General features: G+C 53.8%; 14 protein-coding genes. 11 read left to right on the forward strand and 3 right to left on the reverse strand.

Features of this window, described 5'->3' with window-relative positions; translation table 11 throughout:
• The first annotated feature begins 50 nt into the window (after positions 1 to 50).
• The 7 genes from mqo (at position 51) to NG99_RS15215 (ending at position 6,474) form a co-directional block, all read left to right on the forward strand.
• Entirely contained in the window at positions 51 to 1,700 is a 1,650-nt protein-coding gene (mqo, locus tag NG99_RS15185) for a malate dehydrogenase (quinone) (RefSeq protein ID WP_034894607.1), read from the forward strand.
• A gap of 233 nt (positions 1,701 to 1,933) precedes the next feature.
• The gene (locus tag NG99_RS29270; protein ID WP_157032633.1) at positions 1,934 to 2,032 is read left to right on the forward strand and encodes a YoaK family small membrane protein; all 99 of its coding nucleotides are present in this window, start codon (positions 1,934 to 1,936) and stop codon (positions 2,030 to 2,032) included.
• Between the two features lie 122 nt (positions 2,033 to 2,154).
• Positions 2,155 to 2,514: a hypothetical protein gene (locus NG99_RS15190; RefSeq protein ID WP_034894609.1), complete on the forward strand. Its 360-nt coding sequence runs from the start codon at positions 2,155 to 2,157 to the stop codon at positions 2,512 to 2,514.
• A gap of 152 nt (positions 2,515 to 2,666) precedes the next feature.
• Positions 2,667 to 3,101: a 6,7-dimethyl-8-ribityllumazine synthase gene (locus NG99_RS15195; RefSeq protein WP_034894611.1), complete on the forward strand. Its 435-nt coding sequence runs from the start codon at positions 2,667 to 2,669 to the stop codon at positions 3,099 to 3,101.
• 286 nt (positions 3,102 to 3,387) lie between these two features.
• The gene (lldR, locus tag NG99_RS15200; protein WP_034894613.1) at positions 3,388 to 4,143 is read left to right on the forward strand and encodes a transcriptional regulator LldR; all 756 of its coding nucleotides are present in this window, start codon (positions 3,388 to 3,390) and stop codon (positions 4,141 to 4,143) included.
• Positions 4,144 to 4,152: 9 nt separating this feature from the next.
• Positions 4,153 to 5,304 carry an FMN-dependent L-lactate dehydrogenase LldD gene (gene lldD, locus NG99_RS15205; RefSeq protein ID WP_034894615.1) on the forward strand — a complete coding sequence of 384 codons (1,152 nt, stop codon included), beginning with the start codon at positions 4,153 to 4,155 and terminating at the stop codon, positions 5,302 to 5,304.
• A gap of 204 nt (positions 5,305 to 5,508) precedes the next feature.
• The gene (locus tag NG99_RS15215; protein ID WP_034894619.1) at positions 5,509 to 6,474 is read left to right on the forward strand and encodes a chemotaxis protein; all 966 of its coding nucleotides are present in this window, start codon (positions 5,509 to 5,511) and stop codon (positions 6,472 to 6,474) included.
• Here NG99_RS15215 and NG99_RS15220 read toward each other — a convergent pair.
• The gene (locus NG99_RS15220; RefSeq protein ID WP_034894621.1) at positions 6,444 to 7,355 is read right to left on the reverse strand and encodes a DMT family transporter; all 912 of its coding nucleotides are present in this window, start codon (positions 7,353 to 7,355) and stop codon (positions 6,444 to 6,446) included. The genes NG99_RS15215 and NG99_RS15220 overlap by 31 nt on opposite strands.
• 172 nt (positions 7,356 to 7,527) lie before the next feature.
• Between NG99_RS15220 and NG99_RS15225 the strand changes: the two genes are divergently transcribed.
• Complete coding sequence (locus NG99_RS15225; RefSeq protein WP_232298319.1) at positions 7,528 to 8,397, forward strand: AraC family transcriptional regulator; 870 nt, start codon at positions 7,528 to 7,530, stop codon at positions 8,395 to 8,397.
• Here the strand turns inward: NG99_RS15225 and NG99_RS15230 are convergent.
• Positions 8,364 to 8,933: a hypothetical protein gene (locus NG99_RS15230; RefSeq protein WP_157032634.1), complete on the reverse strand. Its 570-nt coding sequence runs from the start codon at positions 8,931 to 8,933 to the stop codon at positions 8,364 to 8,366. The genes NG99_RS15225 and NG99_RS15230 overlap by 34 nt on opposite strands.
• Positions 8,908 to 9,807, reverse strand: a complete 900-nt coding sequence (locus tag NG99_RS15235; protein WP_034894623.1) for a winged helix-turn-helix domain-containing protein — start codon at positions 9,805 to 9,807, stop codon at positions 8,908 to 8,910. Before NG99_RS15235 ends, NG99_RS15230 begins: the two co-directional genes overlap by 26 nt.
• Positions 9,808 to 10,406: 599 nt before the next feature.
• Between NG99_RS15235 and NG99_RS15240 the strand changes: the two genes are divergently transcribed.
• The 3 genes from NG99_RS15240 (at position 10,407) to NG99_RS15250 (ending at position 12,570) form a co-directional block, all read left to right on the forward strand.
• On the forward strand, positions 10,407 to 11,393 hold the full coding sequence (locus NG99_RS15240) for a lysozyme inhibitor LprI family protein (RefSeq protein ID WP_034894625.1): 987 nt from the start codon (positions 10,407 to 10,409) through the stop codon (positions 11,391 to 11,393).
• Positions 11,394 to 11,630: 237 nt separating this feature from the next.
• Entirely contained in the window at positions 11,631 to 12,125 is a 495-nt protein-coding gene (locus NG99_RS15245; RefSeq protein ID WP_034894627.1) for a DUF1198 family protein, read from the forward strand.
• Positions 12,126 to 12,276: 151 nt separating this feature from the next.
• Positions 12,277 to 12,570 (forward strand): hypothetical protein, encoded by a 294-nt coding sequence (locus NG99_RS15250; RefSeq protein ID WP_034894629.1) that lies wholly within the window; start codon positions 12,277 to 12,279, stop codon positions 12,568 to 12,570.
• Positions 12,571 to 12,825: the final 255 nt, after the last annotated feature.

Raw genomic sequence — 12,825 nt, forward strand, 5'->3', positions numbered from 1 at the left:
ATTAAAAATCGCGGCTTAAATTTTAACAATAGTTAAACAAAGTTGCCTATATGTCTCAATCAAAGAAAGTTGTTCCCGCTATTTCGCTTCTGGCCCTGCTTGTTTGTAGCAGCGTTCATGCTGAAGACGCTGAAAAAACCGATGTCCTGCTGATTGGCGGCGGCATCATGAGTGCATCATTAGGCACTTTGCTGCACGACCTCCAGCCCGACTGGAAGCAGCTGATGGTTGAAAAACTGGACGGCGTGGCGCTTGAATCCTCCAACGGCTGGAATAACGCCGGTACTGGCCACTCGGCCAACATGGAGCTGAACTACACGCCTGAACGCGCCGATGGTTCCATCGACTACAGCAAAGCGCTGGAAATCAATGAGGCCTTTATGATCTCCCGTCAGTTCTGGACCACTCAGGTGCAGCGCGGCGTGCTCAACAATCCTCACTCTTTTATCAATTCTACGCCGCACATGAGCTTCGTCTGGGGCGACAAAAACGTCGACTACCTGACTAAACGCTACAAGGCGCTACAGCAGACCACCCTGTTCCAGGGGATGCAATTCTCTACCGATCAGAATCAGATTAAGAAGTGGGCGCCGCTGATTATTGAAGGTCGCGACCCTCAGCAGAAGGTGGCCGCCACCTGGACGCCGGTCGGCACCGATGTGAACTACGGCGAAATCACCCGTCAGCTGGTCGGCAGCCTGAAGAAGAACGACAACTTCAGGCTGGAAACCTCTACTGAAGTCACCGACTTTAAGCGTAATGCCGATAATTCCTGGCATGTCACCGTGAACGACGTAAAGACTGGCAAAACACATGCGGTTGACGCTAAATATGTCTTTATCGGTGCTGGCGGCGGCGCACTGAAACTGCTGCAGAAAACCGGCATTCCTGAAGCGGACAACTACGCTGGATTCCCCGTCGGCGGCTCGTTCCTCGTAACTGAAAATCCGGAGATTACCCGTCTTCACACCGAGAAGGTGTACGGTCAGGCTTCGGTAGGCGCTCCGCCAATGTCTGTACCGCATCTGGATGCCCGTTTCCTGGACGGCAAGCGCGTGGTGCTGTTTGGGCCGTTTGCTACCTTCTCCACAAAATTCCTGAAGCAGGGTTCCTTTATGGATCTGCTTAGCACCACCACCACTAAAAACGTTATTCCGATGACGGATGTGGGGCTGGATAACTTTGACCTGGTCAAATATCTGATTGGGCAGGTCATGTTAAGCGATGATGACCGCTTTGCCGCGCTGAAAGAATACTACCCTTCAGCCCGTAAAGAAGACTGGAAGCTGATTCAGGCTGGTCAGCGCGTGCAGATCATCAAAAAAGATGCCGAGAAGGGCGGCGTGCTGAAGCTGGGTACCGAAATTGTTACCGACCAGCAGAAAACGCTGGCTGCCCTGCTGGGGGCCTCTCCAGGGGCTTCAACTGCCGCGCCAATCTCGATCAACGTGATGAAAAAGCTGTTCCCGGAGCAGTTCAATTCACCTGAGTGGCAGAGCAAGATCCGTCAGATTGTGCCGAGCTATGGTCAGGAGCTGAATGGCAACGTCGCGCTGACTCAGAAGGTGTGGGATGACACGGCGGCTGCGTTGCAGCTGACAAAGCCACCGGTGATCAATATGAACGCCGGTGCTCAGACTGCTTCTGAGGCCCGCCCTCAGGATGAGAAGCCCGTACCACAGCACGGTCTGGCACTTTAAGCGCCAGCTAACCGCAGCCCCCGACGTCCGCGTCGGGGGCTTTTTGCTTTCTGCCACTCACTCTTTTCCACAGTTAGCCACTATCCCCGTTCCCTGATCCCGATATTCAGACAAAGCAGGATTATTCACCCGCTTTCGGCCTGTGTTATTATCAGCGCTCCTGTTATTAACGGACAGGGCGTTTTCCTTTAGCATCAGCGCTGCCCGTAACCGTAAAAATTAATGAGGACATCATGAAGATTGGTTATTTATTCCCGGCGGCCGTGGGGATTGCGGGCGTTGCGTTGCTGGTGTGGTTTATTGCCAGCGGGGCGTGGATGCCTGGCGCTTAGTGAATACGCTTGCCGTAGGGAAGCGTATTTTGAGGCCAGGTGAGTCAACTTCTCTCGGAATTATCCAGCGGCAAATCGGGCTTTTCCTCTGCTACCCTTAGGGCAGACATTAAGGGAGGCCTATGCGCACAAGAAATGCACTACTGATTATCACCCTGTCGGCCGTTTCTCTGTCGGCATCCGCAGCACAGACGTTGAGCTGTAGCCTGACCCACAGCGTGGAATCTCCAGGGCGGCAACCTGAAGTCTCGGTAGTTAACCGACACTCTGTCGTTACGGATGAAGGCGACACCTTCACTTTTTCGACCGACGGACAGAAGAAAATCACCAGTCCAGCGTTGCAGCCGCTGAAGATGGACGATGGTGAGACAGCGCAGGCGGCGAAGGTCAAAGATGTGACCTTTGTGAAGCTGAAGGATAGCTACGTGTTGCGTAGCAAAAGCGAAAGCTATGTCTATTCGGACTGTAAACCAGCAGACTGACCGCGTATTGCCATCGAAAACCCAGCCAGCGTGCTGGGTTTTTATTTAACATTGAAGAAATGTTTTAGAAACAGACTTTCCCATTACCGCAGTGGGGCTTAAACTAGCTGACTTTAGGGTGGTCATCGTCGCCCGTTTGACAGGAGTAATATATGGTTTCCCCGCTGAAGGTGGCATTTATTAAAGCCAACTGGCACGCCGATATTGTTAACCAGGCGCTGACCGGATTCAAAAATGAAATGACCGCGCGTGACGTAGACTGCCAGATTACCGTGCTGGACGTGCCGGGCGCTTTTGAGATGCCTCTGCTGGCACAGCGCCTGGCGAAGCGTGGCGACGTTGATGCTATCGTCTGCGCCGCGCTGGTGGTGGATGGCGGAATCTATCGCCATGATTTCGTGGCCCAGGCCGTGGTCACCGGGCTGATGGACGTGCAGTTAGCGACCGACGTACCGGTATTTTCGGTATCCCTGACGCCGCACAATTTCCAGCCGGCAGAAGAGTTCACCGGTTTCTACAGCGAACACTTTATCAAGAAAGGCGCTGAAGCCGCCCGCGCCGTCTGCATGGTCGCTGAACTTAAGTAAGCAAAACGGCAGGCCGTTTGATATCGCCGGAAAGCACTTTACTCCGGCGATATCATCCTCTGCCGACTGTGTTGTTTCTGCTGCCCTGATAGCGCCTGCCTTTTCCTCACAAAATCTTCCCCTCAACTACTCGCTTAAAACAGCTCGGTTTTGGTCCTACCAATTATGGATATTTGTGACACAGCTTAGGCCCTGAAAGCGTCAGGTTACGCATTTGTTGCAATCTGCTCGGCTTGAAGTGAACAATCTCCCGGTCGCCATTTCCCTTTGGTAGGACCAATATCCAATGAGTAATCCTCTTTTGGTTGAACGCCTGCGGGTCTATATCCATAACAATCAGTTGCAAGCCGGTGAGCGCCTGCCTGCGGAACGGCAGTTGGCGCAGCAGCTTGGCGTTTCGCGCTCCTCGCTGAGAGAGGCGATTCAGAAGCTGATTAGCCAGGGAGTGCTGTTCAGCCGACGGGGGGGCGGCACTTTCCTGCAACCGGAGAAGGCGGACTGGACGAAAGAGCGTCTGGTTATGCCGTTAAGCTCGCTGCTGGCCGAGGACCCGGGCTATCGCTATGACGTGCTGGAGGCGCGGATGGCAATTGAAGCCAGTACCGCATGGCACGCCGCCAGTCGCGCTTCGGACGAGGACAAAGCCCGGCTGAAAACCTGTTATGAAGCAATGCAGGACATCTCCGATCGTGACGACCCCGATCTGGCGGCACATGCTGACGTTCGCTTCCATCTGGCGATCGCCGAGGCGTCGCACAATCTGGTGTTGCTACAGGCGATGCGCGGTCTGTTCGACCTGCTGCAATCCTCGGTGATGCAGAGTCGGCAGAAAATGTTCACCAGGCCGGAGATTATCGGACAGCTCTCCGCCCAGCATCTGGCAATCGTCGAGGCCATCGTTACCGGCCAGCCCGACGCCGCCCGCGAAGCCACTCTCCAGCATCTTGAATTTGTCGCGCAGACGCTGCACGGCCTGACTGAGCAGGAGGCGCGCCATGCCCGTAGCCTGCGTATCCCGGACAATGAACAGAACATTACATGAGGCACACCTGTGATCATCTCTTCTGCAAAAGACTATCGCGCCGCCGCTAAGGCAAAAATTCCGCCGTTTCTTTTTCACTATGCGGACGGGGGCGCCTATGACGAACATACGTTACAGCGCAACTGTGAAGATCTGGCTGATATCGCGCTGCGCCAGCGGATTTTGCGCAATATGTCCTCGCTGAATCTGGAAACGAAACTGTTCAACGAAACGCTGTCGATGCCGGTTGCGCTGGCACCCGTTGGGCTGTGCGGAATGTATGCGCGGCGTGGCGAAGTGCAGGCGGCGCGCGCCGCCGATAAAAAAGGGATACCGTTCACTCTCTCAACCGTTTCTGTCTGCCCGATTGAAGAAGTCGCCCCGGCAATGAAACGCCCGATGTGGTTTCAGCTTTACGTGCTGCGCGATCGGGGGTTTATGCGCAACGCGCTGGAGCGAGCCCAGGCCGCCGGGTGCTCCACGCTGGTGTTCACCGTAGATATGCCGGTGCCCGGCGCACGCTACCGCGACGCGCACTCCGGCATGAGCGGCCCGAACGCGGCCATGCGCCGTTACCTGCAATCGGTGACGCATCCTCAGTGGGCCTGGGACGTGGGTATTCATGGCCGCCCACACGATCTGGGCAATATCTCGGCCTATCGCGGAGAGCCGACCAATTTGCAGGATTACATCGGGTGGCTGGCGAATAACTTCGATCCGTCCATCAGCTGGAGCGATTTAGAGTGGATTCGTGACTTCTGGAAAGGGCCGATGATCATCAAAGGCATTCTCGACCCGGAAGACGCCCGCGACGCGGTGCGTTTTGGTGCCGATGGCATTGTGGTTTCCAACCACGGCGGCCGTCAGCTTGATGGCGTGCTCTCTTCTGCCCGCGCGCTGCCTGCGATTGCTGATGCGGTGAAGGGCGATCTGACGATCCTGGCTGACGGCGGCGTGCGCAGCGGGCTGGACGTGCTGCGGATGATCGCGCTCGGTGCCGATACTGCGCTGCTTGGACGCGCGTTTCTCTATGCGCTGGCAACGGCGGGCGAGGCGGGCGTCACAAATCTTCTCAATCTGTTTGAGAAAGAGATGCGCGTGGCGATGACGCTGACCGGCGCCAGCTCGATTGCTGAAATCACGCCAGACTCGCTGGTTGCCGCCGTAAAGCCGTCGTTCTGATGTCCTGAAATTACCCCTGCCGATCAATAAAGAGCGTAATAACCTGATGCAGGGGCAAAGTCCCCTGTACTTTTTTTCCGTTCTGCCGATAACCCTCTAAGAGAGATTGCAGGCGCGCAACGGCGCGCTGGACGCGAGGCTGCGGAACCTTAACCTGCGTGAGTGCCTTGTTGGGATCGGCCAATTTAAACGTAGAGGGTAACAATGGATAACTTTCAGAAAGAGATTGATGAGCGCGCGAACCTCGCCTTATCCAATAAATTTGAACTGCTGGTGTTTCGCTTAGGCTCCGATCTCAACGAAGAAAAATCAGAGTTATTCGGGATTAACGTATTTAAGCTGCGTGAAATTGTGCCGATGACCACCATCACCAAAGCCGCCGGGATGAAATCTCCGCTGCTGGGGATGGCCAATATCCGTGGGCAAATTATTCCGGTTATCGATCTGCCGGCAGTGGTGGGCTGTAAACCGGCTACCGGCCTGAATCTGCTTCTGGTCACCGAATACGCGCGCAGTACCCAGGCGTTTGCCGTCGAATCCGTTGAGGATATCGTTCGCCTCGACTGGAGTCAGGTCCACGCCGCCGAGGCTGGCGTCAGCAGCCGTAATATCACCAGTATCGCCTGTCTGAACAACGAGAATCAGCAGACCATCATGGTGTTGGTTCTTGACGTTGAACAGATCCTGCACGATGTCATTCCGTCGGTGCGCGAAGTGAAAGAGGGCGATATCAAGCTGAAAGAATTTAATATCAAACCCGGTTCGGTCGCGATTGTGGCGGAAGATTCAAAAGTCGCCCGGCAGATGCTGGAACAGGGCCTGAAGGCGATGGGCATCCCGGCGCTGATGCATAACACCGGGCTGGAAGCATGGGAGCAGATCAGGGTGATGGCGCAGCAGGCGAAGGACGAGGGGCATTCGATCCGCGATAAAATCTCGATGGTGCTGACCGACCTCGAAATGCCGGAAATGGACGGGTTTACCCTGACCCGTAATATTAAAAGCGACATGAACCTGCGCGACATTCCGGTGGTAATTCATTCTTCGCTGTCGGGCAGCGCCAACGAAGATCATGTGCGAAAAGTCGGCGCGAATGGCTATGTAGCGAAATTTGAGATCAATCAGCTTTCTTCAGTGATTCACCAGGTGCTGGAAGACGCGCCGCGCTGATTTCGCCTGAAGACGCCAGGTTTGGCAAACATCACCAGGTTCCCCAGCAGGATGAGCACCAGGCCCAGCACCGCGTTAGCGTGCCAGACGTAGCCTTCGTAAAAGGTGGAAAGGGTCAGCGCAACCAGCGGAAACAGCAGCGTGCTGTAGGCCGCCTGGCTGGCGCCGATTCGCCCAACCAGTGTGAAGTAAGCGCCGAAGGCGATCACCGAGCCAAATATCGCCAGGTAAAGCAGCGAGCCAAGATAGCGTACGGAGAACTCAGGCATAAAGCGGTCGCCGTTAAACAGGCTGATGGCGGCCATCACCAGCGCGCCATACAACATCGCGTAAGTATTGGTGGAAAGCGTCTCCAGTCCGCGGCGCTGATGGCGGGTGCTGATCATGTTACCCAGCGAGAAACCGAAAGTGCCTAACGCGCTGAGGCCTATGCCCGTTAACAGGGAAGGGGCCACCTGCGTAGCTATCAGCTGGTGCCAGAACAGGGCGATAATGCCGGTAATACCCAGAGCGGCCGCCGGAAGCAGATTAGGATGCGGACGCTGGCGGAAAAACAGCATACTGTTAATCGCGTTATACAGCACCGCCATGGAAAAGATCACCGACTCCAGGCCGCTGCTGATATAAGACGCCGCATGGTAGAAGCAGGCAAAGTTAAGGCCGAATACGCAGCAGCCCTGAATCAGGCAGAAGGCGTGATCGCGCAGGCTGATTTTGCGTAACCGCCGGAGCGCGCCAAGGAGTATCAGCATGGTCAGGGCGGCTAACAGGAAGCGCCAGAAAATAGAGACGGTCGCCGATACCACGCCCTGCTGCATCACTATCGCAATCCAGGTTGTTCCCCAAATCGCCACTACCAGTACATATAAAAGTCCGTTCATTTCTTCTCATTCACTCGCTGATGTTGCCAGCAGTGTCTCAGCGGCGGACGGCACGGGCTTTCATCAGCCTGCGGCGACTTGCAAAATCTTGCGGTTTTTTTTCCGCTGGGCGGATAAGCGCTGGAATCCGGAGCCGTCGCTTCTTACACTAAGGCTCTGAATTCAATCCTGGATGACCACCGCCATGCCCTATCAGGCTTTTAACAATCTTCGCCAGCACCGCGCGCGTTTGCAGGACAGCGTGCAGCTTGGTTCGGGCATTCAGCTGGCGGCCTGGCGCAATGATTTTGACTGTGTTACTCAGCGTAGCAATCACCACACGCTTAGTCTGTACACTGAGGCGGGCTTTGATACCTGGCATAAAACCACGGCGGGTTGGCAGAACGGCGGCGGTCCGGATCGTTTCTGCCTGATGCCGGAAAGCAGCGAGACAACCTGGGATATTCGATCCGAGTTTTCGTTTGTCCATCTCTACTTTACCGATGAACACCTGCGCCAGCTTGCCGAGCAGATCTGGGATAAAAGTCCGGCCAGCATTGCACTGGATGAAAAGATCTTCAGTGAGGACGTGCGCATTACTCAGCTGTATCGTCATTTTCTGCTGGGCAGTAGCTGGCAGCAGTATGCCAATCATCTGACGCTGAGCAGCGCCTCAACGCTGCTGATGACGCATATTTTGCAGCATTACAGTGAGGTGCTGTGGAAGCTGCCTGCCGTGCGCGGCGGCCTGGCTCCGGTGGCGTTACGCAACGTGATGGCGTTTATTGAGGAGCACCTGGCTTCGCCATTAACCCTGGCGGAGCTGGCGTTGCAGGCTGGGCTCAGCGAGTTTCATTTCGCCAGAATGTTCAAGCAGTCGACGAAGCTGGCACCTCACCAGTACGTGATGCAGCGCCGGATGGCAAAGGCCGAACAGATGGTGCGGCAGGGTTCGCAACCCCTTACGGAAATCGCGCTGGCCTGCGGTTTTAGCTCCTCAAGCCACTTCAGCAACCGTTTTAAAAGCGTCTATGGCATCATGCCTTCCGCGCTTCGCGGTTGATTCCTCTTTTTGTCTGTACGGCTCTCTTTCTGTCCGTCGCCGTTTTCACGGCGGGGCGACTGAGTGCCGATCTCGTTCGGGCGATAGCTAACGATTTGACCTGCGGGAGTGACAACGATCCGCTCTTCTCTGAACATGAATCCGTCAAATAGCACGCCGTTACGCGGCATATAGCCCAGAATATTGGCGATCATATTTTCTTCATTTGGGCTGGAAATATAGACCGGCCTGTAGTCAAAGCGTACGCCCTGCGCATCGGATTTTCGCTGCTCGAGGCGGACTTTCATCCTGAAGCGGTTATCATTCGGACTGCTCAGCGTTATCATCACCACCTTATCTCTGGTATCGAATCTGGCGTTGTAAAGCTCACGGTTTTTGGACCGCAGATCGTAATAACCCAGTTGGAGATCTTCGCCTGTGTATTCTGGGGTAAACAGTTCCGTCCTGAAAAAAAAACGCTGCTGCTGTACCAGCAGTACCCCGGCGGCCAGCAGCGTTAGCGCCATCAGGCTAACTGATACAGGTTGCCATTTCATTCAGTTTTCTCTCCGTTTCCCGGTAAATAAGTGCGTTAAACAGATTATTATCGGTGCGCCATTGGGCGATGTTCATCGCCAGCTGGCGGCGATCGCAGCGGCTGATAAGCAGCAGGGTATAGTTCATCGTGGTGTCAGAGGTAAAGAAAAAGATCCGCATCCTGACCTGCTGGTTTTTCAGCATCTGATTCAGGGCGAACAGGGTTTGCGTTAATAACGGGGTCAGGTTTTCTTGTGGGGCCAGCCGCTGCGGGCTGCGGTGCAGCTCATACAGCTGAATATTGCTGTAAGTCCCTGTGTCCTGCTCGGTGAGGCTGTTGAGCGGAGCGGGCTGACTGTTGATGCTCAGTACCATCACAAGCAGGATCAGCACCGAACACTGAACAAGGGCAATCTTAAACCACTTACCCATGTGTCGTTGCACCACCAGCTGGGCGCCCTCAGAGCGGGCAACTGGATCGTCTTCGTTCTGTGCAGGTGTGTTTTCGACAGCAGCAGCTTCTTCCATCGACACAACGTCCAGCTCATCCTGACAAAAATCCTCTTCGCGGCGAAATTCGCAAAATTCGGCTTCAAGGATATAGCCCTTTCTGGGAATCGTTTTGATGATGCGCTGCTGCTTGCCATCATCTTCCAGCGCCACGCGCAGGGCGTGAATCGCATTGGGCAAGCTGTTATTGCCAATTACCCGACTCTCCCATACAAGCGTATTCAGTTCTTTACGAGTCAGAATCACACCAACATGCTGCACCAGTACAATCAGTAGCTTGAGCTGATATTCCCCCAGGCGGCGCTGCTCTCCAGTGACTTCATGGATTAGTGAACCGGAGCGGATATCTATCAGCCAGTGATGAATAATACATTCAGAAATCATAAAGTGCGGTTTACCAGAGTGTTGTCTTATATCACTTAAGTCGTCTAAAGAGCCAAATGAAACATTAGCAATATTGGTGGCAGGCGTTCAGTCCCACAAAAAATTCCTTAGGATTGCCTTCATTTTCGCCAGGTTTATCTGTGTTTTCAATACCTTCTCCGGCAGCTTTATTTGGCTGTGAAGGGGATTTAATTGACAGGAAGTAAAATGGAGTATTCGTATCATTATGATTGTAAACTGTTTGTCTGGGATGGCGGGATGTAAGGAAGGTTTTTTTGTGATGTGGGTCAACTCGTTAACTCGGTGGTGAGAATATAGGATTATTCTTGGGGAAATAGCATTCAGGCTTGATATTCACTGGCGTGGTTTAAATAAGGTGTCTTTTATTTTTTTCTGTGTTTCTGAGCCGTTTAGTTATTATTTTATTCTTCCACTTAATTATCCCGCACCTGCGCCAATTATTTCTGTCGCTGGTCTTGTTCTGTATCAATAATATGTGGGTATTTTCTTAACCGTTCCCTGTGAAACAGGGTAGACTTCGCCGTCCTTTTTCTCTCAACCTGACGTGGCGAATAATCCGCGCGGAGACCCTATCTGTAATGACCCCGTTTCGCTTACTCAGCTTCGTCCTCGGTCTGACGCTGTTTTGTTCTTACGCCCATGCGATTGACTGTGCCCGATCTTCCTCCGTAGTGGAAAACACCCTCTGCTCGGTACCTCAATTGGTCTGGCTGGACAGCGTCCTGAATGACAGCTATCACAATCGCATCAGGGAAATCCCACAGCGTATTGAACAAAATATGGCCGACTGGCGAAAGTCTCGCGATCTCTGTACCAGTCCTTCCTGCCTGCGTCGCGCTTACCTGGAGGGGATTAGTACGCTTTACAGCGCCAGCCGTCCCTTTGACTGGCAGGGAGAGTGGTGGAACAGTACCGCCAGCAACGGCAACGGTGGGCAAATTATTATATATAGCGTGGCGGAGTGGGGATTCAGGCTGGACGCAACGCTATGGGGCGGAGTCTATAGAACCAGCTTCAGCGGCGAGTCGCGTAAATTCTATGGGTTGGGTTTTGTTGATCAGATCGCCTGGGGAGGCAAGTGCGCGCTACTGCTGATACCTCGTGAGGATGGTAGTATCGATGTCAGTAGCGACAGCTCCGGCAATTGCAGGCTGCTGATGCCCGGCGGCATTGCTATTGACGGCACGTACGTTCGCAGTACGAGCGATCCGCGACCTGCTCAGACGCTATTAAGCCTGGGGATTTTCCCTGACAAGCAGCTGGACGACCGCTTCCGCTCTCTGGCAGGGGAGGATTATGTGAACTATGTAGCCACCGCCAACAGCGTGGTTTATGGCAAGGATATCGATGGCCTGGGCGCTTCGGTGTTGAATCTATCGGTGAAAGGGATGGCTAACCGTAAATCGGCAATCATTATGTACACCCCGGATGGCAAAATTTGGGCGATGCGGGTGCGACCCGATAAACAGCAAGGCGTGAAAATCAGCTACCTGACGACGGAGCAGGAGAGCCAGTTCTTGCCGAAAACTCTCTCGACATGGCGTGAGCTGTTTATTGATGAGTAAGATCGCCAGATTTTCGCCACGGCTGTCTCCGGGGGCGATGATTTTTCCAGTGCTGATTAGTGAACAAATAATAAGGAAGCTGCCGCCCTGGTTTGGTGTGCTGCACGATATAACGGTGATAGCAGGGTGGGCTGGAAGCCGCTTTTCTGCTGGTTGCAATGGCTGCCAGGCTACTGCTACTCTGACGCCCCGGCACTGACCCCATAAGGGACGTGCTTGCCTGAAACAGGATGGTTAATGATTTGGTTGATGCTGGCGACCCTGATTGTGGTCTTTATAATTGGCTTTCGCGTGCTCAATTCACAGGCGCGCCGGGCGGCTAAAGCGCTAACGAAACGGCTGAACCTTGAGCCGGTGTATGTGGAGTCGCTGATTAGCCTGATGGGCCGCACTGCTGGTGACGAGTTTGTGCAGTATCTTACCCGTGATAATGAAGCGCACATCGCTAATGCGGCCAGCGTGCTGCTGATTTACCAGGTGTTTATTGTTGATGAATCTGAAGAGAGCCTGATGTTCTGGCGTGGGGTGCTGCGTAAGGCCTACCTGCCCACCGAGCTCAGCAACGAACATGTGCGGCTGGCGCTAACCTTCCTGCGCGAGCTGGAGCCAGATGCTCAGGAAATGCAGGCTTTTCGTCTGCGCTACAACAGCCGTTTTTCTCCGCAGGACGATGTCATAGCGGATACCGACAGCAATGTTTATTCCCTGCATTCACGATTGAATCGTCATTAGGCCTTTTTCTCCTCTTTTTCATTTGATTTACATGGTTTTTTACGTGAGGCATCGCATTTTTCTGCCATTAAACCGATTGTCGGGCAGGCTGTTTCAGATTAAAATTCCCACAGTAATTCAGAGGAATTTGAGCATTCAGGGAGAAAGAAAAATGGAACAGAGAAGGGGAAAAATAGAGGGCCGGTACGATGTCCTGCAACAGGATGTAAGCTTACTGAAACAAGATGTCTCCATCCTGAAAGAGGATGTTTCGGTGCTTAAGATGGATGTCGCCGTGATTAAATCTAATTACGTGACCAAAGAAGATCTTGCCAGGGTAAGCCGGGATATTGAGGGTGTCAGGGTAGAGTTATATAACTCGCTTTCTCAGCAAACCACCAAGTTCGTTGCCTGGATGTTTATTCTTCTCGGTGCGGGACTGGGTGTGGCAAAAATTATTTTCTGATTGCAACGCCAGTCCCGCTCGGCAGGAGGAATTGTCCGGTTAGGCGAACCTCTTCGACCATCCGGCCTGTAGCGCCGTACCGCCTTAAAGTGGCGACACTTCATTCTTTTCTATCACGGCAAGTGCCAGCCCTTTAGGCGGTGAGAGCGGCTGGCTTAAAAATGTCAGCTTTGTGTGGGCGTAGGTAAATGCCAGCGTGTTGGCTGCGGTGGTCGCTGTTACCGCGCTGCGAAAGGCCTCATTGTCGTTCCACGG

The organism is Erwinia typographi (assembly GCF_000773975.1).
GTDB classification, from domain to species: Bacteria; Pseudomonadota; Gammaproteobacteria; order Enterobacterales; family Enterobacteriaceae; genus Erwinia; species Erwinia typographi.

Excerpts from the sequence above, each read along its gene's own strand:
- mqo (WP_034894607.1), top strand. The coding sequence starts at position 51 with ATGTCTCAATCAAAGAAAGTTGTTCCCGCTATTTCGCTTCTGGCCCTG.
- NG99_RS29270 (WP_157032633.1), top strand. The coding sequence starts at position 1,934 with ATGAAGATTGGTTATTTATTCCCGGCGGCCGTGGGGATTGCGGGCGTT.
- NG99_RS15190 (WP_034894609.1), top strand. The coding sequence starts at position 2,155 with ATGCGCACAAGAAATGCACTACTGATTATCACCCTGTCGGCCGTTTCT.
- NG99_RS15195 (WP_034894611.1), top strand. The coding sequence starts at position 2,667 with ATGGTTTCCCCGCTGAAGGTGGCATTTATTAAAGCCAACTGGCACGCC.
- lldR (WP_034894613.1), top strand. The coding sequence starts at position 3,388 with ATGAGTAATCCTCTTTTGGTTGAACGCCTGCGGGTCTATATCCATAAC.
- NG99_RS15215 (WP_034894619.1), top strand. The coding sequence starts at position 5,509 with ATGGATAACTTTCAGAAAGAGATTGATGAGCGCGCGAACCTCGCCTTA.
- NG99_RS15220 (WP_034894621.1), bottom strand. The coding sequence starts at position 7,355 with ATGAACGGACTTTTATATGTACTGGTAGTGGCGATTTGGGGAACAACC.
- NG99_RS15225 (WP_232298319.1), top strand. The coding sequence starts at position 7,528 with ATGACCACCGCCATGCCCTATCAGGCTTTTAACAATCTTCGCCAGCAC.
- NG99_RS15230 (WP_157032634.1), bottom strand. The coding sequence starts at position 8,933 with ATGAAATGGCAACCTGTATCAGTTAGCCTGATGGCGCTAACGCTGCTG.
- NG99_RS15235 (WP_034894623.1), bottom strand. The coding sequence starts at position 9,807 with ATGATTTCTGAATGTATTATTCATCACTGGCTGATAGATATCCGCTCC.
- NG99_RS15240 (WP_034894625.1), top strand. The coding sequence starts at position 10,407 with ATGACCCCGTTTCGCTTACTCAGCTTCGTCCTCGGTCTGACGCTGTTT.
- NG99_RS15245 (WP_034894627.1), top strand. The coding sequence starts at position 11,631 with ATGATTTGGTTGATGCTGGCGACCCTGATTGTGGTCTTTATAATTGGC.
- NG99_RS15250 (WP_034894629.1), top strand. The coding sequence starts at position 12,277 with ATGGAACAGAGAAGGGGAAAAATAGAGGGCCGGTACGATGTCCTGCAA.